A 19,056-nucleotide genomic window follows, 5' to 3' on the forward strand; every position below is an offset into this window, starting at 1 on the left:
CGGGCGCACGCCCACTGCATCGCAAAGACAATGTCCTTCTCCACCGATACCCCCGCCTTCACCCTGCATCGCGGCACGCGCCCGTTGCTGGTATCGATGCCGCACGTCGGCACGCACCTGCCGGCTTCGGTCTCGCAGCGCCTGACGGCCGAAGCGCGCACCGTGCCCGACACCGACTGGCACCTGGAACGCCTCTACAGCTTCGCCCGCGAGCTGGGTGCGTCGGTGCTGGTGGCCACGCATTCGCGCTACGTGGTCGACCTGAACCGACCGCCCGATAACGCCAACCTGTATCCCGGCCAGGACACCACGGGCTTGTGCCCGGTCGACACCTTCGACAAGACGCCGCTGTACGTCGACGGCAACGGCCCCGACGATGCCGAAATCGCCGCGCGCCGCGATGCGATCTGGCGCCCGTACCACCAGGCGCTGGCCGCGGAACTGGCCCGCCTGAAGGCGGAGCACGGCACCATCGCGCTGTGGGATGCGCATTCGATCCGCTCGGTGCTGCCGCGCTTCTTCGAAGGCAGGCTGCCGGACTTCAACCTCGGCACGGCCAACGGCGAGAGCTGCGACGCGTCACTTGCGCATCAGCTGCTTGAGCAGGCTGGCGCGGTGGCCGGCCATACCGCGGTGCTCAACGGGCGCTTCAAGGGCGGCTATATCACGCGCCAATACGGCAAGCCGCAGGACGGCGTGCATGCGGTGCAGCTCGAGCTGTCGCAGGTCGCCTACATGAGCGAGACGTATCCGTTCGCCTACGACGAGGCGCGTGCGGCGGCGTTGCAGCCGGCTTTGCGAGGGATGCTGGCGACGGTGCTGGAGTTCGTCGAAACGCGCTAAGGCGCTGGCGCGGCACGATGGCTGCCGCGCAGCGCTGCCAGCTCACGTCAAGCGCTGACCAAGCCGCAGGCGGTAGAGCGAAGTGCTGGCGGCGATGAACAAGGCATCGCCCTCGGCGCCGCCGAAAACGAGGTTGCCGACCTTCTCCGGCACGGGAATATGCGCAAGCCGCGTCCCGTCCGGATGGAAAACCTGCACGCCGCTGGCGCTGCTGGTAAAGAGCCATCCGCGCCGGTCCACGCGAAATCCGTCCGGCAGTCCGGGCGCGATGACGGCGAAGACCCGCGGGTTGGCCAGCACCCGTCCCGCAACGACGTCGAAGGCGACGATATGGTGATGACCATCGTCGCGCAATGCCGCCGAGGTATCGGAGACATAAAGCACGTCTTCATCGGGCGAGAATGCCAGCCCGTTCGGCTCCTCGATCAAGTCGCTGGCGACTTCCAGCGCACCGACGGCGGGATCGTAGCGAAACACATAGTTGTGTCGCAGCTCGGGATCGGCCCGGTGGCCTTCGCGGTCCGACAGGATCCCATACGGCGGATCGGTGAACCACAAGGTGCCATCGCGCTTGACCACGATGTCATTGGGCGAATTCAGGCGCCGCCCCTGATAGTGGCTGACGACCAGTTCGTCCTCGCCAAGGCGGGCACCGCTGCGATGCGTCCGCACGATGGCCCGCTTTCCGTGCGAGCAATGCAGCAGCGAGCCGTCCGCCTCCAGTGCGTGGCCGTTGGTGAACCCGGCGCCCGTACGCCAGACCGACATGCCATCCGCGGCGCTCCAGCGCAGGATGCGGTCGTTGGGGATGTCGCTCCACAGCACCGCATCCTCGTCGGGCAACCACACCGGCCCCTCGCTCCAGGTTGCCCTGCATGCCAGTTGCTCGAGCCGTTCGCCCGCCAGCGGCAGCTCGCGTGCGCGCTCATCGAATATCCGGACTGTATCCATGGTCTTCCTTTATCCCGTTGCAAAGACACCCAAGCAGTCTTTACACGAACTGCCACAGCAAGAGGATCAGGCCAAGGGCTGCGCTACCGGCAAGCGTCGTCAGCACCGTCCAGCTCCTTAGTCCATCGCCGACGCTCAGGCCCAGCATCCGGGTCACGATCCAGAAGCCCGCATCGTTGACGTGGGAGACCGCCATGCCGCCCGCGCCCATCGCCAGGCCGATCAGGGCCAGATGGTTGGGACCGGGCGAAGCCTGCGCGACCAGCGGGGCGATGATGCCGGCCGTGGTCATCAGCGCCACGGTGGTGGGCCCCTGTGCCGCGCGCAACAGCATCGCCAGCAGGAACGCGAGGACGGCCAGCGGCAGACCCGAAGACTGCAGCGACGTCGCCAGCGCGGGGCCGATTCCGGTCGACACCAGGATCTTGGCGAAAGCGCCGCCGGCGCCGGTGATCAGGATCACCACCGATACGGTCGGGATGGCGGCGCCGGCCACCTCGGACACCGTCGCCAGCGGCGCGCCGCGACGGGTGCCCAGCAGGTAGGCACAGAGCATCAGGCCCAGCAACAGCGCGACGTATGGGATGCCGAGAAACATCAGCGCCGAGCGCCCGAAGAAGCCTTGCGGCAACAGCACCTGGGCCAGCGTCCCGGCCAGGATCAGCACGATCGGCAGCGCGATCAGCCCGGCGACGAGACGGGCGCCCGGCGGCGCACCGCTGCCCAGGCTGGCGGATGCCGCGTGGACCTTTGGGGCGCTGCCTGTGGCCTGGCCCACTTCGGCGGCGATATCGGCTGCCATATGGAACGGCCGCCTGGTCAGTCGCCGCGATGCCAGGAAAGTCACCAGGCCAGTGACCAGCGCGATCGGCAGGCCGATCAGCAGCAGGCGGCCGATCTCGATGCCGAGTTCCCCGGCCACTGCCACCATGCCCGGGTGCGGCGGCAGCAGGGCATGCACCACCAGCAACACCGCGCACACCGGCAGGCCAATCACCACCAGCGGAATGCCGCGGGTGCGCGTGAGCCCGTAGACCAGCGGCATCAGCATCATGACGCCGACTTCAAAGAACACCGGAATGCCGACGCCGAATGCGGTACAGGCCATGGCCAGCGGCACGCGTTTGTCGCCGAAGCGCTCGATCAACCGGTTGGCCAGCACCTGCGCGCCGCCCGACAATTCAGTCATGCGTCCGATCATCGCGCCGAAGGCGATGATCACGGCGACATGGCCCAGGGTCTTGCCCAGGCCGCCTTCCACCGCATCGGCAATCTGGCTCACCGGTACGCCGGCCACGACGGCGACGCCCGTGGCCACCAGGATCAGTGCCAGGAAGGGGTGCAGCTTTGCGATCAGGATCAGGGCGAGCAACAGCAGGATCGCTGCCGCACCGCCGAATATCAGTATTGCCACGTCTAATCCTTGTGTTCAGCCGGCCACGCCTGCGGCCGGTGCGTGCCGGACGACGATGCCGGCTGTGAGGGAAAGCTGGTGATGCCCCAGCCGATGGGCCGTCGTCGATTGCCCGGGTGCCTGGGATCGGGGCCCCAGATCGCCTGATACGTGTCGATGCAGAAGCCCGCGCGCTGCAATGCCAGCGCGAGCGCCGCCAGCGTCAGCCACCAGGCGCCCAGCAGCAGCGGCATCCAGCGCGGCGCATCGGCCAGCGCGAGGCCGATGCCGATGGTTGCGATGGCAAGCGGCAGCGAACTCCAGCCAATGACTTTGTGCAGCCACTCGAACACCACCCGGCGCGCGCTCATGTCGTAGTGGTCGCCGCGCAGGCAGTTGCTGGTGGGCCCGCCCTTGCTGCCGCGCAACAGCCCGCCGCCTACCTGCAGCGCGGCGCAGGCCACCAGTGCCCAGCCGCCGAGGTGGTGCCAGCGCGCCAGCGTATCGGGCATGCCGCCGCCGTGGCCCAGGACCAGCAGCACGCCCACCGACATCAGCGCAACGCCGCTGCCCTGCATCCACAAGTGGGCGCGCCACCAGGTCTTGCGATCGAGCACGGCAGGCCAGGCTTGCGACGGCGTCACCTTGAAGAAGCGGGCGACCAGGATGCCGAGCGGCAGCAACAGTCCCCAGCTGAGCACCATCAGGCGCCCATGCCAGGCTACCCAGGGCACGACGTGGTGCGCGGCGGCGGTACCGGAAATCGGGCGGCTCAGCCATTGCGCGGGCCAGCCGGGCGCGGCCCGCGCGCCGAGAATGCAGAGGCAAAGCGTGAGGCCGAGCGGCAATATCCAGCGCACGGCCGCGGGAAGCGCAGGTGGCATTTCCGATCTCCTGATGCGCGGAGAATTCCTTTGAATGGGACAGAGGGTGGATAGCGGTGGCGAGGTTTCGCTATACCGGGATCGCCCGCGTGCTGGCGACACGCTGTGGCCGGTGTTGTGCCGCCACCCTTGTCTGGCGGGACGGGCGCAGCTAGATGGCGGTTGCGGCGGCCAGCAACGGCGCCGCGTGTGATACGCCTGAACTGAGTGGGACAGCAGCTTGCATGACCGAATGTCTCCATCCGCCCTTTCAAAGGGCGGTGATCTTATTGGAATGGGTAATTGGCGGCGCCGCGCAACCAGAATGCGGCTTGAGCCTGCTGCAGAGCCAATGGCCTGCGCGCAGGAAAGTGGAGACAACTATAGCAATGGCTGGAATATGCTTCTAATCAAATGATCGAATCTCCGATTTACCTCAGGTTATCGCTTGGGGATTCTGGAAAACGTTGCGGTGTCATCGGGCGCAGGATCCGCTTGAGGGTTTGATCGCATCTCGGCCCCGGCATAACGCAACACTGAACAAAAAAGCCCGGCCTGAAGCCGGGCTGCGAGCCACGCCAGCGAAGGCCTATTTCTTCACGACATTCTTGTCGGCCTTGCTCCCCGTCGCCGCGTTGTACTTCTCCACATACGCTTCGAACAACTTGCGGATCGAGCGCCCGATCTTGGCATAGTCAGCTTCATTCAGGTTGGCCAGCGACACCCGCCCTGACGGGTGGCGCGTGCCGAAGCCGCGGCCCGGCAGCAGCACCACGCCTGCCTCATCGGCCAGCTGGAACAGCAATTCGTTCGGCTCGACCGAGTTCATCACCCATTTGACGAAGTCCGGACCGATCGCCTTGCCGCCCAGCTGCTCGATATCGAGCAGCGTGTAGTAGTCCACGGCATTCGGGTCGTCGCTTTCCGGCGCGATGCCGATCTCGCGGTACAGCGCGGCCTTGCGGCTGCGGATCAGCCGCTTCATCGCGTTCTTGTAGTTGTCCGGCGTATCCATCAGCGAGAACAGCGAGAACAGCACCATCTGCACCTGCTGCGGGGTCGACAGGCCGGCCGTGTGGTTCAGCGCCACCGTGCGGCTGTCGGCCACCAGGCGGTCGATGAACTTGAGCTTCTGCGGCTCGGTGGTGATCGAGCTGTAGCGCTGGTTCAGCTGCTGGCGTTGCACGTCGGGCAGCTTGCCGATCTGCAGGTCGAAGATATTGTCGCGGTGCGTGGCGATCACGCCCAGGCGCCAGCCGGTCGCGCCGAAGTACTTGGAGAACGAGTACACCAGGATGGTGTTCTTCGGGCACATCGCGAACAGCGAGACGAAGTTGTCGGCAAAGGTGCCGTAGACGTCGTCGGTCAGGATGATCAGGTCCGGGCGCTCCTTGACGATCGAGGCCAGGTACTCCAGGCTTTCGTCGCTCATGCGCACTGAGGGCGGGTTGCTCGGGTTGACCAGGAAGAAGGCCTTGACCTTGGGGTCGCGCAGCTTGTCGAGCTCCTTCTTCGAATACTGCCAGTGCGACTCGGGATCGGCATTGACCGACACTTCCACCAGCTGGTAGTCGTTCAGTTCCGGGATCTCGATATACGGCGTGAAGATCGGCATGCCCAGCGCGATGGTGTCGCCGGCCGTGAGCAGGTGGTTCTCGCGAATGGAGTTGAACAGGTAGGTCATCGCCGCGGTGCCGCCTTCAACCGCGAACAGATCGAAATCGCCGATGAACGGATGGTCGCCGATCATTTCCTTGCGGATGTACTGGCCGACCACGACCTCAGACAGCTTCAGCATGCGGTCCGGCACCGGGTAGTTGCAGGCCAGGATGCCTTCGCACATTTCATAGAGGAAATCACCCGCGCTCAGGCCGAGCTGGTCGCGCACATACGACACCGCTCCGGCGAGGAACTTCACCCCCGGGGTGTCGGCAAACTCGCGCGCAAACAGGTTGAAGCGTTCCTCGATGCCTTCGCGGCGTGGGAAACCGCCCACGCCCTCGGGCATGTAGGAGAACGAGCGCTCGGACTCGCGCATGGCAAACAGGCCCAGTTGCCAGAAGCCGTGGCGCGGCACGGTGGCGAGGAAGTTGGGATTGCCGCGGCCGGCGTTCAGCATCAGGCGTTCCGCGTCGCTGCTGGCCAGCTTGATCAGCTCGTCCTTCAGCTCGAAGGGGGAGAGGCTGGACAGCTTGGAGATATCGAACTTGCTCATGGCTTGCTCCTGTGTGGACGCTTGTCGGTAGGGCTGGCGGGCCGGTGGAGAGGGAATGCCCGCGCAGCAGGAGGGATATCGAAGGAAACGCGCGCTAGACGAGCCCGACCACCAGTGGTCCCAGCAGCGTCAGCAGCACGTTGGCCAGGGCATAGGTGATGGCGAACGGCACCGTCGGCACCGGGCTTTCGGCCTTGTCCAGGATGCCGCCGAAGGCCGGGTTGGCGCTGCGCGAGCCTGACAGCGCGCCAGCCAGCACGGCGGCGTTGTCGTACTTCAGCACGTAGCGGCCGAACAGCATGGTCAGGAACAGCGGCAGCAGCGTCACCACCGCGCCCAGCAGGAAGATGGTCAGGCCGCTCTGGCGCAGCGTGGTCACCGCCTGCAGGCCGGAGTTGATGCCGACGATGGCCACGAACGCGGCCAGGCCGAAGTCCTTCAGCAGCTGGCAGGCCGCGGTCGGCATCGCTCCGTACATCTTGTGCTTGGACCGCGCCCAGCCAAACACCAGGCCCGACAGCAGCGCGCCGCCGCCGGCGCCGAGCGTCAGCGGGATCGCACCCACGCGCCACACCAGCAGGCCGATCAGCAGGCCCACCAGCACGCCGGCGCCGAAGTAGACGAAGTCCGTCTTCTCGCTGGGCACCAGCTCATAGCCGGCGATCTCGGCGGCACGCTTGGTGTCGGCGGGGGTGCCGTAGAGCGTGATGATGTCGCCGTGCTGCAGCTTGAGGTCGGGCAGCAGCGGCAGCGGATGGTCGAAGCGCTCGATACGCTCGATGTACACGCCGTGGCGCACGTCGCGGCCGACCGTGTCGACGATCTCGGCCACGGTCATGTTGTTCATGCCCTTGGCCGTGAACACCAGGTTGCGCGACTGCATCACCACGCCCATGCCCTCGGCATCGGCCACTTCCTCGCCGATTTGCGCGGCAGTCGGCACCATGGCATCGCGCCGGCCCACCAGCAGCACCAGGTCGTCGGCCTGCAGCACCAGGTCCTGCTTGACGTCCAGCGGCTTGCCGCCACGCTGCACCTTTTCCACGGTGACCAGGTCCTCGCCGCCGATCTCGATCTGCGACACGGTCTTGCCGGCCGCGCCCGTCACGCGGAAGATCCGGCCCACCAGGCGCGGCAGGGCGCCGCGCTGGCCCGGCCCGTACTGCGGCAGGCCGCCGCTGAGCTGGGCTTCGATCTTCTTGGCGTCGGTCTTCAGGTCCGACTTCATGAAGCGCGGCAGGATATTCACGCACACGATGATCGCGCCCAGCGAGCCGAACACATAGGTCACGGCATAGCCGATCGCCACATTGGCCTGCAGCGTCTTGACCTGGTCGGGCGGCAAGCCCAGCTTGGTGATGGCATCACCCGCAGTGCCGATGATCGCCGACTGGGTCATGCCGCCGGCGGCCAGGCCAGCGGCCAGGCCCTTGTCGAGGTGGAACAGCCTGGCCAGCACCACCACCGTGACCAGGCCGCACACCGCCATGAACACCGCCATGGCGATCTCGCGCAGCGAGCTGCGGTTCAGCGAGTTGAAGAACTGCGGACCGCTTTCATAGCCCACCGCGTAGATGAACACCGCGAACATCACGGCCTTGACGCCGTTGTCGATCTCGACGCCGACCTGGCTGATCACCACCGCGGCGAGCAGCGAGCCAGCCACGCCGCCTAGCTGGAAGCGCCCGAAGGTGATCTTGCCGATGGCGTAGCCGACCGACAGCGCAAGGAACAGCGCCGATTCGGGCGACTTCTGGAAAATCTCATGCAACCATTCCATCGAAGGCTCCTGAAGCGAGTGATGCGGGTTGGGTGAGTCGTTGCATCGGATTGCGGGGGTGCGGGAAATTCAGGGCAGGACGGGGCAGCGCAGGACTGCGGGTGCGGGGCGAGCGGAGGCGGGGCATGTCCATGGCGCGGGGGCGTGTCCTTCGGGCATGAAGGTGATCATGGCGATCACGGCAATCACGGTGGCGGCGCGCACACCGCAGCTGGCAGGTGCAGCGTTGGCGCCGCGGATCGCGCATGCAGTGGCGCGACCGCATCAACCGCGTTAATGCAGCGTGAGGCATTATCTCCGCCGGTTTCCGGCCAGCGTAGTGAAAGCTTTTGTCGGCGAATTAAGCGCAGTCAACGCGCCGCGGGCATGGCCGCGCGAGTGTGGAAACGATGTCGGGAGCGGTGCGCGAGGGAAGTGAAGCGGGGCAGTCGGGAGGGAGGTGCCGCCTCACCCGAACGGGTGCGGCGGCAAGGGCAAATGCGCCGCTGTCAGCGCCCGCCGGCCAGGCGGGCTTCGATATGCTTGGCGCGCTCCAGCGATCCCGGGTGCGAGCTGAGCATGCTCGACTGTCCGCCATCGAGGGTCGACATCTTGCGGAACGCCGATGCCAGGGCCTGGCGGTTGGCGCCGTTTTTGGTCAGCAGGTCGAACGAATAGTCGTCGGCCGCGGTTTCCTGCCGCTGCGAGAACTGCGCATTGACGAACTGCTCGGCGAGCGCGCCGATCTGCGACGACGATAGCGCCGTCAGCGAAGCCACGCCAGTCGACCCCAGCAGCCCGCGCGCCGCAGCCGTGGTGTAGGCCACCTGCATCGCGGCCTTGGTATGGCCCAGCGACACATGGCCGATTTCATGGCCCACCACGCCACGCACTTCATCGTCGCTGAGCAAGTCCATCAGGCCGCTGTAGACCCGCACGCAACCGTTGGCCATGGCCCAGGCATTGACGTCCTTGGTCACATACACCTTGGCATTGAGTGGCAGCCCGGTGTTGCCCAGCCCGCTCATCACATTGGCCAGGCGCTTGGCGTAGGTGCTGTCCGCCGGTGCGATGGTGTTCTTCTGGTCCATTTCCGCGCAGGACTGGTCGGACAGCATCTTGACGTTGCTGTCCGACAGCGTCGCGGCGGTAAAGAGGCTGCCGCCGGCCTGCGTCAGGCTTTCCATATTGGCGCCGGCACAGCCGGCCAGCAGCGCGGAACAGGCGAGGGCGGAAAGGGCGAGTCGCTTCATGGTTCGCTCCGGGAAAGGGGGTTGGCAATGCCATAGGATAGGTAGCCGGGCGAGGGCGCGCCAGTGGGCGCCGTCCGACAGGCGCTCAGGCAAAGTGGCTGGCGGGGCACGTCCGAGGCCAGGAGGCGTGCGCCGACCCGCGGCCGAGATGGCACCACGGAGGCAATGCTGGGAACTAGTCGGGAAGAAGCCGATGGTGCCCGGGGTCGGACTCGAACCGACACGCCTTGCGGCGGGGGATTTTGAGTCCCCTGCGTCTACCTGTTTCACCACCCGGGCAGGGTGTATGGCGCCGGAACCGGCACCGTGCTGAGCCGGGAATTATGCCGGAAATCCCGTCGTCGGACAACCAGTGCGCGGCTGCGCAAATCCGGTAGCATGGCGCCCAGCCTCTCACTCGCCCATCGTCCCGACCACCCCCGACTGCCATGACCGACCAAGCTTCGCTGGCGCGCCTCGCCAGCCTGCCTTCGCAGGACCCCGGCTTCTATGACCGGGAATACAACAACCGCGCCAATGTGCCGGACAACGCCGTGCATATGGCGCGCTGGGCGCAGTGGTCCGCCGGGGTGCGCGCACGCGGCGCTTATCTGGCGGACCTGAGCTATGCCGGCGAGGACTCGCGCCATGCGCAGGACGAGACGCTGGACTACTTCCCCGCGCAGCGGGCCAACGGGGCGCTGCCGCCGCTGCTGGTCTTCGTGCACGGCGGCTACTACCGGGCGCTGGACAAGCACGACCACAGCTTTGTTGCCAGCGCGCTGCCGGCGCTGGGGGTGTCGGTGGCGGTGGTGAACTACACGCTGGTGCCTGCGGTGACGGTGCCGGAGATCGTGCGGCAGGTGTTGCACAGCGTCGCCTGGCTGTACCGGCAGGCGGACCGGCTGGGCCATGATCCGGACAAGCTCTTCCTGGCCGGGCATTCCGTCGGCGGCCACCTGGTGGCGATGCTGATGGCCGCGCGCTGGCCGCAGCTGGGCGCGGAGCTGCCGGCCGACCTGGTCAAGGGCGGGCTCTCGGTCAGCGGGCTGTACGACATGGAGCCGCTGCGGCGCGCTGCCTTCCTGCAGCGCGACCTGCGGTTCTCGGAAGACGATGTCGCGCGGCTGTCGCCCGCGTACATGCCGCCGGCCAGCGGTGCCCCGCTGGCGATCGCGGTGGGGGAACTCGAGGCCGCCGAATACCACCGCCAGCACGCGCTGATCCGCGCGGCGTGGCCGGCCAAGGTGGCGCATCCGGCCGCAAGCGACCTGGTGCTGCCGGACTGCCATCACTTCAACGTGCTGGACGGCTTTGCCAGCCCGGACGGTGCCCTGACGCGCGCGGTGCTGCGGCTGATGGAGCGCTGAGCGCGCACCGGGCGCGAGGGCGTCAGCCCTCCAGCACGCGCAGCAGCGACGAGGTGTCGTCCTTGCCCCAGCCGTTGGCCATCAGCGTGCGCAGCTGCGCCGAGGTGGCCTGCATCGCGGGCAGGTCCAGGCCGATTTCTTCGGCGATATCGCGCGCCAGCCCGAAGTCCTTGTCGTGCAGCCGCGCCTCGATGCCGGCGGCAAAGTTGCGCGCCACCATCTTGGGGCCCATCAGGTCGAGCATGCGGCTGCCGGCCATGCCGGTCGCCATGGCTTCGAACACGCGGCCGGTGTCGACGTTCTGCGCGGCGGCAAAACGCATGGCCTCGGCAATGCCTTCGATATTGACCACCTGCGCGATCTGGTTGCACAGCTTGGCAACCTGGCCCGCGCCGTGGTCGCCGATATGGGTGATGGTCTTGCCCAGCTGCTGCAGCAGCGGGCGTACGCGCTCGAGCATCTCGGGCTTGCCGCCGACCATGATGGTCAGCGTGCCCGCCTCGGCGCCCATGGTGCCGCCCGAGACCGGGCAGTCCAGCGCCTCGATGCCGCGCGCGGCCAGCGCCGCGGCGATCTCGCGCGTGACGATCGGCGAGATGGTGCTGTGGTCCACGCAGATGGTGCCCGGCGCGGCGCCGTGGATCACGCCCTGCTCGCCCAGCAGCACTTCGCGCACGTCTTCGGACGAGGTCACGTTGGTGAAGACGACGCTGGCGCCGCGCGCCGCTTCAGCCGGAGTGAAGAAGGGCTCCGCCCCCAGCGCGCGCGCGGCCTCGGCCGCTTCCGGGCGACGCACGAAGGCGCGCACGGTGTGGCCGGCGGCCAGCAGGTGGCGGACCATGTGCGAGCCCATGGCGCCCAGGCCGATGAAGGCGACGGTGGTGGGGGTGAGAGTGGTGCTCATGCCATGCTTCCTTTCTTGATGCGGCGGGCTACTTATCGCCCGCATAGGCGAACTTGCCGTTGCGGATCACCCCCATCACGCGCGAACGCTGGTCGAAGCCCTGGTGGTCCTTCGGGTTCAGGTTCATCACGCCGTTGGGGATGGTGAGGTTGGTGGTGGCTTCCAGCGCGTCGCGCATGGCGGCGCGGAAGTCGCGCGTGCCGGGCTGGGCGCCGGTCTTCAGCGCGCGGCGGGCGGCGTCGTCCAGCAGCATCCACGCGCCCCAGGCGTCGCCGGCAAACTGCGTGACGCTGTCGGCGCCGTACTTGCTTTCGTAGCGGTTGACGAAGTCCAGCGCCACCTTGCGCACCGGGTGGCTCTCGGGCAGCTGGCGCGCGACCACCACCGGCCCGGTCGGGAACAGCGTGCCTTCCACATCCTTGCCGCCCATGCGCAGGAAGTCCCAGGTGGCGATGCCGTGGGTCTGGTAGACCTTGCCCTTGTAGCCGCGCTCGCCCAGCGTCTTCTGCGGCAGTACGGACGGCGTGCCGGCGCCGGCGATCAGGATCGCGTCCGGGTTTGCCGCCATCAGCTTGAGCACCTGCCCGGTCACCGAGGTGTCGTTGCGCGAGAAGCGCTCGTTGGCGACCACCTTGATCTTGCGCACCTCGGCCAGCTTCGAGAACTCGCGCCACCAGCTCTCGCCGTAGGCGTCGGCAAAGCCGATAAAGCCGACGGTCCTGACGCCGTGGTTGCTCATGTACTCGGTCAGCACGGTCGCCATGTGCGAGTCGTTCTGCGGCATCTTGAAGGCCCAGCGGCGCTTGGCGTCGGTCTGCGGCTCGACGATGGAGGCCGAGGCGGCCAGTGCCACCATCGGGGTTTCGCCCTCGGCCACGGCGTCGAGCGCGGCGATGGCGGTAGGGGTGATGTTGGGGCCGACGATCACGTCGACCTTTTCCTCGGAGATCAGCTTGCGCACGTTGCGCACCGCCGCGGCCGGGTCGGTGCCGTCGTCAAGGATGACGTAGTGCGCCTTCTGGCCGCCCAGGGTCTGGGGCCACATCAACACGGTGTTCTTGGAGGGGATGCCGATCGAGGCCGCCGGACCGGTGGTGGACACATCGATGCCGACACGGATGTCGGCATGCGCGGCGGCGCTGGTGAAGAGCAGGGCGCCGGCCAGCAGCAGGGGGCGCAGGGGCATTGTCAGCATGGTCTCCTCCGTTCTTATATGTGACGGGAAGGATAGCCGAACTCGGCCGCCGGGGCACGCCTGCGCCCCGCCGCGGCCGTGCCGGTCAGCGCACGCCCAGGCGCCAGAGCGTGGTCACCTCGGCGGAACGCGCCGCGTGCAGCGGGTCGGCAGCATCCGTCGCGCGCGGGTGGCGCGGGCGGATATCGGAACGGCCCAGCACCTTCAGCCCGGCGGCGTCGATCCAGCCCATCAGTTCCTCGCGCGGGCGCAGGCCGAGATGCTCGGCCAGGTCCGACAGCAGCAGCCAGCCTTCGCCGCCCGGCGCCAGATGCTCGGCCAGCCCCTGCAGGAAGCCGCGCAGCATGGCGCTGTCAGGGTCGTAGACCGCGCGCTCGACCGGCGAGCTGGGCCGGGCCGGCACCCAGGGCGGGTTGCACACCACCAGCGGCGCCCGGCCTTCGGGGAACAGGTCGGCCTGCACGATTTCGACCTCCCCGGCGTAGCCAAGCTGCGCGATGTTCTCGCGCGCGCAGGCCAGCGCGCGCGGGTCCTGGTCAGTGGCGACCACGCGCTGCACGCCGCGGCGGGCCAGCACCGCGGCCAGCACGCCGGTGCCGGTGCCGATATCGAAGGCGAGGGTCTTGGCCGGCAGCGGCTCGGTCGCGACCAGGTCGACATACTCGCCGCGCACCGGCGAGAACACGCCGTACCAGGGGTGGATGCGGTCTTCCAGCGCCGGGATCTCCACGCCCTTCTTGCGCCATTCATAGGCGCCGATCATGCCCAGCAACTCGCGCATCGACGCCACGTAGGGCTCGCTGGCCGGGCCGTAGACCTGTTCGCAGGCGTCGCGCACATCCGGCGCGCGGCGCAGCGGCACCTCGTGGCTGGCCTCGAACGGCAGCAGCAGCATGCCCAGCGTGCGGGCGCGCTGCGACTGGGCCAGCCGGTGCAGGTTGAAGGCCTCGATTGGCGAAGCGGCCCCGCCCTTGGCCTTGTCCCTGGCTTTCTGGCCGGGGCGGCTGGCCTTCTTGGGCTTGCGCTCGGTGCGGCGGGCCAGCGCGTGCAGCAGCTGGCGCGCGTTCTGGAAGTCGCCGCGCCACAGCAGCGCGGTGCCCTCGCAGGCCAGGCGGTAGGCGGTGTCGGCGCTGGTGGTGTCGTCGGCGATGATCACGCGGCGCGGCGGCGGCAGGCCGGCTTCAGAGCGCCAGGCGGCGCTGCGCTCGATGCCGTCCTCGGTCCAGTGAATGCGGGGCAGGTCGCTCACAGGGCCTCCGGCCGGCAGGGCGTGATGGGCAGCAGATGCATGGTTGGGTTTGCTTTTTATATAGGGAGAGGCGGCGGGCCGTCCTCAGAGTTCGTAGGCTTCGTGTTCGCCGGACATGGCCTGCTCAACCAGCTTGCGGTTGAGCGTCGGCGAGAACAGCTCGATGAAGGTGTAGACAAAGCTGCGCAGGTAGGCACCCTGCTTGACGGCCAGGTGCGTCACGTTGCTGCCAAACAGGTGGCCGGCCGAGATGCCGCGCAGGTTGCGGTCGCGCTCGGCATCATAGGCGACGCCGGCGACGATGCCCACGCCCAGCCCGATCTCCACGTACGTCTTGATCACGTCCGCGTCGATGGCCTCCAGCACGATGTCCGGCTCCAGGTGGCGCAGCGCGAAGGCCTTGTCGATCTTGGTCCGGCCGGCAAAGTTGGCATCGTAGGTGATCAGCGGGTAGCCCATCAGGTCTTCCAGCGCCAGGTGCTTCTTGTCCAGCAGCGGATGCTCGGGTGGCGTAATCACCATATGGGTCCACTGGTAGCCCGGCAGCGACACGAGGTTCTTGTCGGCGGAGATGCCTTCGGTCGCGATGCCGATATCGGCCTGGTCGTGCAGCAGCATGTCGGCGATCTGCGCCGGGTTGCCCTGCTGGATCGACAGCCGCACCTTGGGGTAGCGCTTGGTGAACTCGCTGATCACCCGCGGCAGGGCGTAGCGCGCCTGGGTGTGGGTGGTGGCGATGGTGAAGTTGCCCTGATCCTGTGCCGCATAGTCCATACCGACGCGCTTCAGGCTTTCCACCTCCTGCAGGATCTTCTCGACCGAGCTCAGGATGCGGCGGCCGGGCTCGGTCAGGCTGCGGATGCGCTTGCCGTGGCGGGTAAAGATATCTACGCCCAGCTCTTCTTCCAGCTCGATGATGGCCTTGGACACGCCGGGTTGTGACGTGTAGAGCGCTTTGGCGGCCTCAGTCAGGTTGTAGTTCTGCCGGACGGCCTCACGCACGAAGCGAAACTGGTGCAGGTTCATATATCTGGGTTCGTATAAACAAACAACTTCTTATTAGTTTGAGGTATGAGGCCAGTTTATTACGATTCTCGAACTTTGTTAATTAATGGCCAGCCCTCAGTGCGTCCTCTCGCAGCAGCCACTTTGTGATGCGAGACCCACGGGCCAGGTTCCCACCGAGTCCCCCATGTCTGTTGCCTATACGGTTTCCGGTCTGTTTGTAGGCGTCCTCGTCGGTCTGACCGGGGTGGGTGGGGGCTCGTTGATGACGCCGCTGCTGACGTTGCTGTTCGGCTTTTCGCCGGCCACCGCGGTTGGCACCGACCTGGCCTTCGCCGCCATCACCAAGGGCTTCGGCACCATCGCGCACCGTGCCCACGGCCATGTGCAGTGGCAGGTGGTGCGGCGCCTGTGCATCGGCAGCCTGCCGGCGGCTGTGGCCGCCATCCTGGTGCTGAAGAGCGCCGGCGAGCTCAACGCCCAGTGGCTGCACGCGATCCGCCTGACCATCGGCGTGTCGGTGCTGCTGACCGTATTGTCGCTGCTGTTCCGCAAGCAGATGCTGGCCTGGCTGGAACGCAATCCGCGCTTCCAGCTGCACGGCCGCGCCCAGGTCATTGCCACCATCGTGGTCGGCGCCGTGATCGGCGTGCTGGTGACGGTGTCGTCGATCGGCGCCGGCGCGGTTGGCGCCACGCTGATCCTGCTGCTGTATCCCCATATGAAGCCGGCTGAAGTGGCCGGCACCGACATTGCCTACGCCGTCCCGCTGACGGCGCTTGCCGGGCTGGGCCATGTATGGCTCGGCACGGTCGACTGGAATTTGCTGCTGGCGCTGCTGGTGGGTTCGATCCCCGGCATCTGGCTGGGCGCGCAACTGTCGCGGGCGCTGCCCGAACGGCTGGTGCGTGCCGCACTGGCGACCACGCTGACGCTGGTCGCCATCAAGCTCGTTTCCTGAATTCAACGAATACTGAACGGACCCCGCCATGTATCAGTACGACCAATATGACCAGCGCATCGTCGCCGAGCGCGTCGCCCAGTTCCGTGACCAGGTGCGCCGCCGCCTGTCCGACGAGCTGACCGAGGAAGAATTCCTGCCGCTGCGCCTGCAGAACGGCCTGTACATGCAGCGCCATGCCTACATGCTGCGCGTGGCGATTCCGTACGGCCTGCTGTCGTCGAAGCAGATGCGCAAGCTGGGCCATATCGCGCGCGAGTACGACCGCGGCTATGGCCACTTCTCCACGCGCCAGAACATCCAGTACAACTGGATGGAGCTGGAGCGCGTGCCCGACGTGCTGGCCGAGCTGGCCAGCGTCGAGATGCACGCCATCCAGACCTCGGGCAACTGCGTGCGCAACATCACCACCGACCACTTCGCCGGCGTCGCGCCGGACGAGTCGGTGGACCCGCGCGTGCTGGCCGAGCTGCTGCGCCAGTGGAGCACCTTCCAGCCGGAGTTCGCCTTCCTGCCGCGCAAGTTCAAGATCGCCATCTCGGCCTCGGCCAATGACCGCGCCGTGGTGCAGATGCACGATATCGGCATCTACGCCTACAAGAACGCCGAAGGCGAAACGCGCCTGCGCATCCTGGCCGGCGGCGGCCTGGGCCGCACGCCGATCCTGGGCACGATCATCAAGGACGACCTGCCGTGGCAGCACATGCTGTCCTACGTCGAGTCGGCCATCCGCGTGTACAACCGCTATGGCCGCCGCGACAACAAGTACAAGGCGCGCATCAAGATCCTGGTGAAGGCCATCGGCGCAGAGAAGTTCGCGCAGGAAGTCGAGGAAGAGTGGCAGCACAGCAAGGACGGCCCGGCCACGCTGACGCAGGCCGAGTTCGACCGCGTGGCGCAGTATTTCACGCCGCCCGCCTATGAAAAGCTGGCCGACACCGATGCTTCGTACGAGAACCACCTGCTGGAAGACAAGGCCTTTGCGCGCTGGGTCAGTCGCAACGTGCACGGCCACAAGGTGCCGGGCTACGCCGCGGTGACGCTGTCGACCAAGCCGGGCGTGGCCTCGCCCCCGGGGGACGCCACCGACGCGCAGATCGAAGCCGTGGCCGACCTGGCTGACCAGTTCGGCTTCGGCGAGCTGCGCGTCGCGCACGAGCAGAACCTGATCCTGCCGGACGTGAAGAAGCAGGACCTGTACGCGCTCTGGCAACTGGCCAGGAAGGCCGGCCTGGCTACCCCGAACATCGGCCTGCTGACCGACATCATCGCCTGCCCGGGCGGCGATTTCTGCTCGCTGGCCAACGCCAAGTCGATCCCCATCGCGCAGGCGATCCAGGACCGCTTCGACGACCTCGACTACGTCTATGACCTGGGCGAGATCTCGCTGAACATCTCGGGCTGCATCAACGCCTGCGGCCACCACCACGTCGGCAATATCGGCGTGCTGGGCGTCGACAAGGACGGTTCGGAGTGGTACCAGGTCACGCTGGGCGGCGCCCAGGGCAACCAGACCGCGCTGGGCAAGGTGATCGGCCCGTCGTTCAGCGCCGAGGAAATGCCCGAGGTGGTGACCCGCATCATCGACACCTTCGTTGCCAACCGCATCGAGGACGAACGCTTTATCGAAACCCTGTCCCGCATCGGCATCGCCCCGTTCAAGGAGCGCGTTTATGCCGACAAGCAGCCGCGCGAGCGCGCTGAAGCCTGAGGACCGGAGACTGAACATGGCAAAGATCATTCAACTGCAACAGGATGGCGCTACCGTCGCCCCCGTCATCGTCGATGACGGCTGGACCGTGCTGCGCGGCACCGCCGAGCAGCCGCTGACCGACGAGCAGATCGCAGCGGCCGTGCAAAGCCAGGACGCGGTGCTGTTCCCGCTGTCGGTGTTCAAGGCCAACGAAGCGCTGCTGGCCGGCCGCGACGCGGCCCGCACCGGCGTGTGGCTGGCCCCGGAAGACGAGCCGGGCGATGCCGAGGCGTATTTCGCGCGCGTGGCGCTGGTGGCGGTGGACTTCCCGGTGTTCCGCGACGGCCGCGGCTTTTCCACGGCCTACCTGCTGCGCACCCGCTACCACTGGAAGGGCCAGCTGCGCGCCATCGGCGACGTGCTGCGCGACCAGCTCAACTTCATGAAGCGCTGCGGCTTCGATGCCTTCGCGGTGCGCGCCGACAAGAACATCGAGGACGCCATCAAGGGCTTCACCGAGTTCACCGTGACCTACCAGGCTTCGGTGGATGAGCCGCTGCCGCTGTTCCGCCGCGCGCGGGCAGAGGTTGGCGCGCAACCGAAGGAAACGGCATGAGCACGGTGCTGAGCGAAATCGCCGTGGTCGACGCCGGTGCGGCGTCGGCGATGCGTCCGCCTGCGCTGTGGGTTGCGCCGGAATACACCGGCAGCATTGCCGCGCTGGAGCAGAAGGAGCGCGAGCTGGGCGAGCGCCTGGCGGGCATCGCCGGCCGCTTCTTCCGCGCGCGCTTTGCCTCGAGCCTGGCGGCCGAGGACATGGTGCTGACCGACGCGATCCTGCGCGGCACCGAAGCCGTGCGCGCCGGCATCCGCGTGTTCACGCTGCAGACCGGGCGCCTGCACGCCGAGACGCTGGCGGTGCTGGACAAGGTGCAGGCGCACTACGGCTACAGCATCGAGCAGTTCACGCCGGACGCCGAGGCCGTCGAGAACTACCTGAAGAAGCACGGGCTCAACGCCTTCTACGACAGCGTCGAGCTGCGCAAGGAATGCTGCGGCATCCGCAAGGTCGAGCCGCTCAACCGCGCGCTCTCGCACGCCGACGCCTGGCTGACCGGCCAGCGCCGCGAGCAGGCGGTCACGCGCGCCGAGCTGCCGTTCGAGGAACAGGACGAAGCCCGCGGCATCCCCAAGTTCAATCCGCTGGCGGACTGGAGCGAGCCCGAAGTGTGGGCCTACCTGAAGCGCCACAACGTGCCCGTCAACGACCTGCATGCCAAGGGCTACCCCAGCATCGGCTGCGAGCCGTGTACGCGTGCCGTGCGCGCGGGCGAGGATGTGCGCGCGGGACGTTGGTGGTGGGAGAGCAAGGACTCGAAAGAGTGCGGGCTCCACGAACAGAACATCAAGCATTGAGGCCGGA

16 protein-coding genes and 1 tRNA gene are annotated in these 19,056 nt (G+C 67.2%); 6 read left to right on the plus strand and 11 right to left on the minus strand.

What is annotated here, in order from left to right; translation table 11 throughout:
• The first annotated feature begins 30 nt into the window (after window positions 1–30).
• Entirely contained in the window at window positions 31–843 is an 813-nt protein-coding gene (gene hutG / locus I6H87_RS10775) for an N-formylglutamate deformylase (protein WP_010814959.1), read from the plus strand.
• 42 nt (window positions 844–885) lie between these two features.
• Here the strand turns inward: hutG and I6H87_RS10780 are convergent, their stop codons facing one another.
• The 7 genes from I6H87_RS10780 to I6H87_RS10810 all read right to left on the minus strand — a co-directional run bounded on the left by I6H87_RS10780 (window position 886) and on the right by I6H87_RS10810 (window position 9,556).
• Window positions 886–1,794 carry an SMP-30/gluconolactonase/LRE family protein gene (locus tag I6H87_RS10780; protein ID WP_010814958.1) on the minus strand — a complete coding sequence of 303 codons (909 nt, stop codon included), beginning with the start codon at window positions 1,792–1,794 and terminating at the stop codon, window positions 886–888.
• 40 nt (window positions 1,795–1,834) lie between these two features.
• The gene (locus I6H87_RS10785) at window positions 1,835–3,208 is read right to left on the minus strand and encodes a GntP family transporter (RefSeq protein WP_011615955.1); all 1,374 of its coding nucleotides are present in this window, start codon (window positions 3,206–3,208) and stop codon (window positions 1,835–1,837) included.
• 2 nt (window positions 3,209–3,210) lie between these two features.
• Window positions 3,211–4,071 carry a cytochrome b561 domain-containing protein gene (locus I6H87_RS10790; protein ID WP_011615954.1) on the minus strand — a complete coding sequence of 287 codons (861 nt, stop codon included), beginning with the start codon at window positions 4,069–4,071 and terminating at the stop codon, window positions 3,211–3,213.
• 568 nt (window positions 4,072–4,639) lie between these two features.
• Window positions 4,640–6,265, minus strand: coding sequence for a bifunctional aspartate transaminase/aspartate 4-decarboxylase (locus tag I6H87_RS10795; RefSeq protein WP_010814955.1), 1,626 nt, complete (start codon window positions 6,263–6,265; stop codon window positions 4,640–4,642).
• 94 nt (window positions 6,266–6,359) lie between these two features.
• On the minus strand, window positions 6,360–8,045 hold the full coding sequence (gene aspT, locus I6H87_RS10800) for an aspartate-alanine antiporter (protein WP_010814954.1): 1,686 nt from the start codon (window positions 8,043–8,045) through the stop codon (window positions 6,360–6,362).
• Between the two features lie 488 nt (window positions 8,046–8,533).
• A complete protein-coding gene (gene loiP, locus I6H87_RS10805) occupies window positions 8,534–9,277 on the minus strand; it encodes a metalloprotease LoiP (RefSeq protein WP_010814953.1) in 744 nt (247 codons plus the stop codon).
• Between the two features lie 194 nt (window positions 9,278–9,471).
• Window positions 9,472–9,556, minus strand: a tRNA-Leu gene (locus tag I6H87_RS10810).
• A gap of 149 nt (window positions 9,557–9,705) precedes the next feature.
• Between I6H87_RS10810 and I6H87_RS10815 the strand changes: the two genes are divergently transcribed.
• Window positions 9,706–10,626, plus strand: coding sequence for an alpha/beta hydrolase (locus I6H87_RS10815; protein ID WP_011615953.1), 921 nt, complete (start codon window positions 9,706–9,708; stop codon window positions 10,624–10,626).
• Window positions 10,627–10,648: 22 nt separating this feature from the next.
• On the opposite strand, the gene I6H87_RS10820 is transcribed toward I6H87_RS10815, so the two are convergent.
• The 4 genes from I6H87_RS10820 to I6H87_RS10835 all read right to left on the minus strand — a co-directional run bounded on the left by I6H87_RS10820 (window position 10,649) and on the right by I6H87_RS10835 (window position 15,000).
• Entirely contained in the window at window positions 10,649–11,530 is an 882-nt protein-coding gene (locus I6H87_RS10820) for an NAD(P)-dependent oxidoreductase (RefSeq protein ID WP_010814951.1), read from the minus strand.
• Between the two features lie 28 nt (window positions 11,531–11,558).
• Window positions 11,559–12,716 (minus strand): ABC transporter substrate-binding protein, encoded by a 1,158-nt coding sequence (locus tag I6H87_RS10825; RefSeq protein ID WP_037023635.1) that lies wholly within the window; start codon window positions 12,714–12,716, stop codon window positions 11,559–11,561.
• Between the two features lie 94 nt (window positions 12,717–12,810).
• Window positions 12,811–13,974, minus strand: a complete 1,164-nt coding sequence (locus I6H87_RS10830; protein ID WP_010814949.1) for a methyltransferase — start codon at window positions 13,972–13,974, stop codon at window positions 12,811–12,813.
• Between the two features lie 84 nt (window positions 13,975–14,058).
• Window positions 14,059–15,000 (minus strand): CysB family HTH-type transcriptional regulator, encoded by a 942-nt coding sequence (locus tag I6H87_RS10835; RefSeq protein WP_010814948.1) that lies wholly within the window; start codon window positions 14,998–15,000, stop codon window positions 14,059–14,061.
• 166 nt (window positions 15,001–15,166) lie between these two features.
• Here I6H87_RS10835 and I6H87_RS10840 point away from each other — a divergent pair, with 166 nt between their 5' ends.
• The 4 genes from I6H87_RS10840 to I6H87_RS10855 are packed head-to-tail and all read left to right on the plus strand — an operon-like array spanning window position 15,167 to window position 19,049.
• Entirely contained in the window at window positions 15,167–15,940 is a 774-nt protein-coding gene (locus tag I6H87_RS10840; protein ID WP_010814947.1) for a sulfite exporter TauE/SafE family protein, read from the plus strand.
• A gap of 28 nt (window positions 15,941–15,968) precedes the next feature.
• A complete protein-coding gene (locus I6H87_RS10845) occupies window positions 15,969–17,651 on the plus strand; it encodes a nitrite/sulfite reductase (RefSeq protein WP_010814946.1) in 1,683 nt (560 codons plus the stop codon).
• 16 nt (window positions 17,652–17,667) lie between these two features.
• Window positions 17,668–18,249, plus strand: a complete 582-nt coding sequence (locus I6H87_RS10850; protein ID WP_011615951.1) for a DUF934 domain-containing protein — start codon at window positions 17,668–17,670, stop codon at window positions 18,247–18,249.
• Window positions 18,246–19,049 (plus strand): phosphoadenylyl-sulfate reductase, encoded by an 804-nt coding sequence (locus I6H87_RS10855; RefSeq protein ID WP_011615950.1) that lies wholly within the window; start codon window positions 18,246–18,248, stop codon window positions 19,047–19,049. The genes I6H87_RS10850 and I6H87_RS10855 overlap by 4 nt, the downstream gene beginning before the upstream one ends.
• Window positions 19,050–19,056: the final 7 nt, after the last annotated feature.

Origin of the sequence: Cupriavidus necator (assembly GCF_016127575.1) — a bacterium.
GTDB classification, from domain to species: Bacteria; Pseudomonadota; Gammaproteobacteria; order Burkholderiales; family Burkholderiaceae; genus Cupriavidus; species Cupriavidus necator_D.

What these genes read in the sequence shown, in the direction of transcription:
- hutG (WP_010814959.1), top strand. Translation starts at nt 31, where the DNA reads ATGTCCTTCTCCACCGATACCCCCGCCTTCACCCTGCATCGCGGCACG.
- I6H87_RS10835 (WP_010814948.1), bottom strand. Translation starts at nt 15,000, where the DNA reads ATGAACCTGCACCAGTTTCGCTTCGTGCGTGAGGCCGTCCGGCAGAAC.
- I6H87_RS10825 (WP_037023635.1), bottom strand. Translation starts at nt 12,716, where the DNA reads ATGCCCCTGCGCCCCCTGCTGCTGGCCGGCGCCCTGCTCTTCACCAGC.
- I6H87_RS10845 (WP_010814946.1), top strand. Translation starts at nt 15,969, where the DNA reads ATGTATCAGTACGACCAATATGACCAGCGCATCGTCGCCGAGCGCGTC.
- I6H87_RS10780 (WP_010814958.1), bottom strand. Translation starts at nt 1,794, where the DNA reads ATGGATACAGTCCGGATATTCGATGAGCGCGCACGCGAGCTGCCGCTG.
- loiP (WP_010814953.1), bottom strand. Translation starts at nt 9,277, where the DNA reads ATGAAGCGACTCGCCCTTTCCGCCCTCGCCTGTTCCGCGCTGCTGGCC.
- I6H87_RS10855 (WP_011615950.1), top strand. Translation starts at nt 18,246, where the DNA reads ATGAGCACGGTGCTGAGCGAAATCGCCGTGGTCGACGCCGGTGCGGCG.
- I6H87_RS10790 (WP_011615954.1), bottom strand. Translation starts at nt 4,071, where the DNA reads ATGCCACCTGCGCTTCCCGCGGCCGTGCGCTGGATATTGCCGCTCGGC.
- I6H87_RS10850 (WP_011615951.1), top strand. Translation starts at nt 17,668, where the DNA reads ATGGCAAAGATCATTCAACTGCAACAGGATGGCGCTACCGTCGCCCCC.
- I6H87_RS10815 (WP_011615953.1), top strand. Translation starts at nt 9,706, where the DNA reads ATGACCGACCAAGCTTCGCTGGCGCGCCTCGCCAGCCTGCCTTCGCAG.
- aspT (WP_010814954.1), bottom strand. Translation starts at nt 8,045, where the DNA reads ATGGAATGGTTGCATGAGATTTTCCAGAAGTCGCCCGAATCGGCGCTG.
- I6H87_RS10820 (WP_010814951.1), bottom strand. Translation starts at nt 11,530, where the DNA reads ATGAGCACCACTCTCACCCCCACCACCGTCGCCTTCATCGGCCTGGGC.
- I6H87_RS10840 (WP_010814947.1), top strand. Translation starts at nt 15,167, where the DNA reads ATGTCTGTTGCCTATACGGTTTCCGGTCTGTTTGTAGGCGTCCTCGTC.
- I6H87_RS10795 (WP_010814955.1), bottom strand. Translation starts at nt 6,265, where the DNA reads ATGAGCAAGTTCGATATCTCCAAGCTGTCCAGCCTCTCCCCCTTCGAG.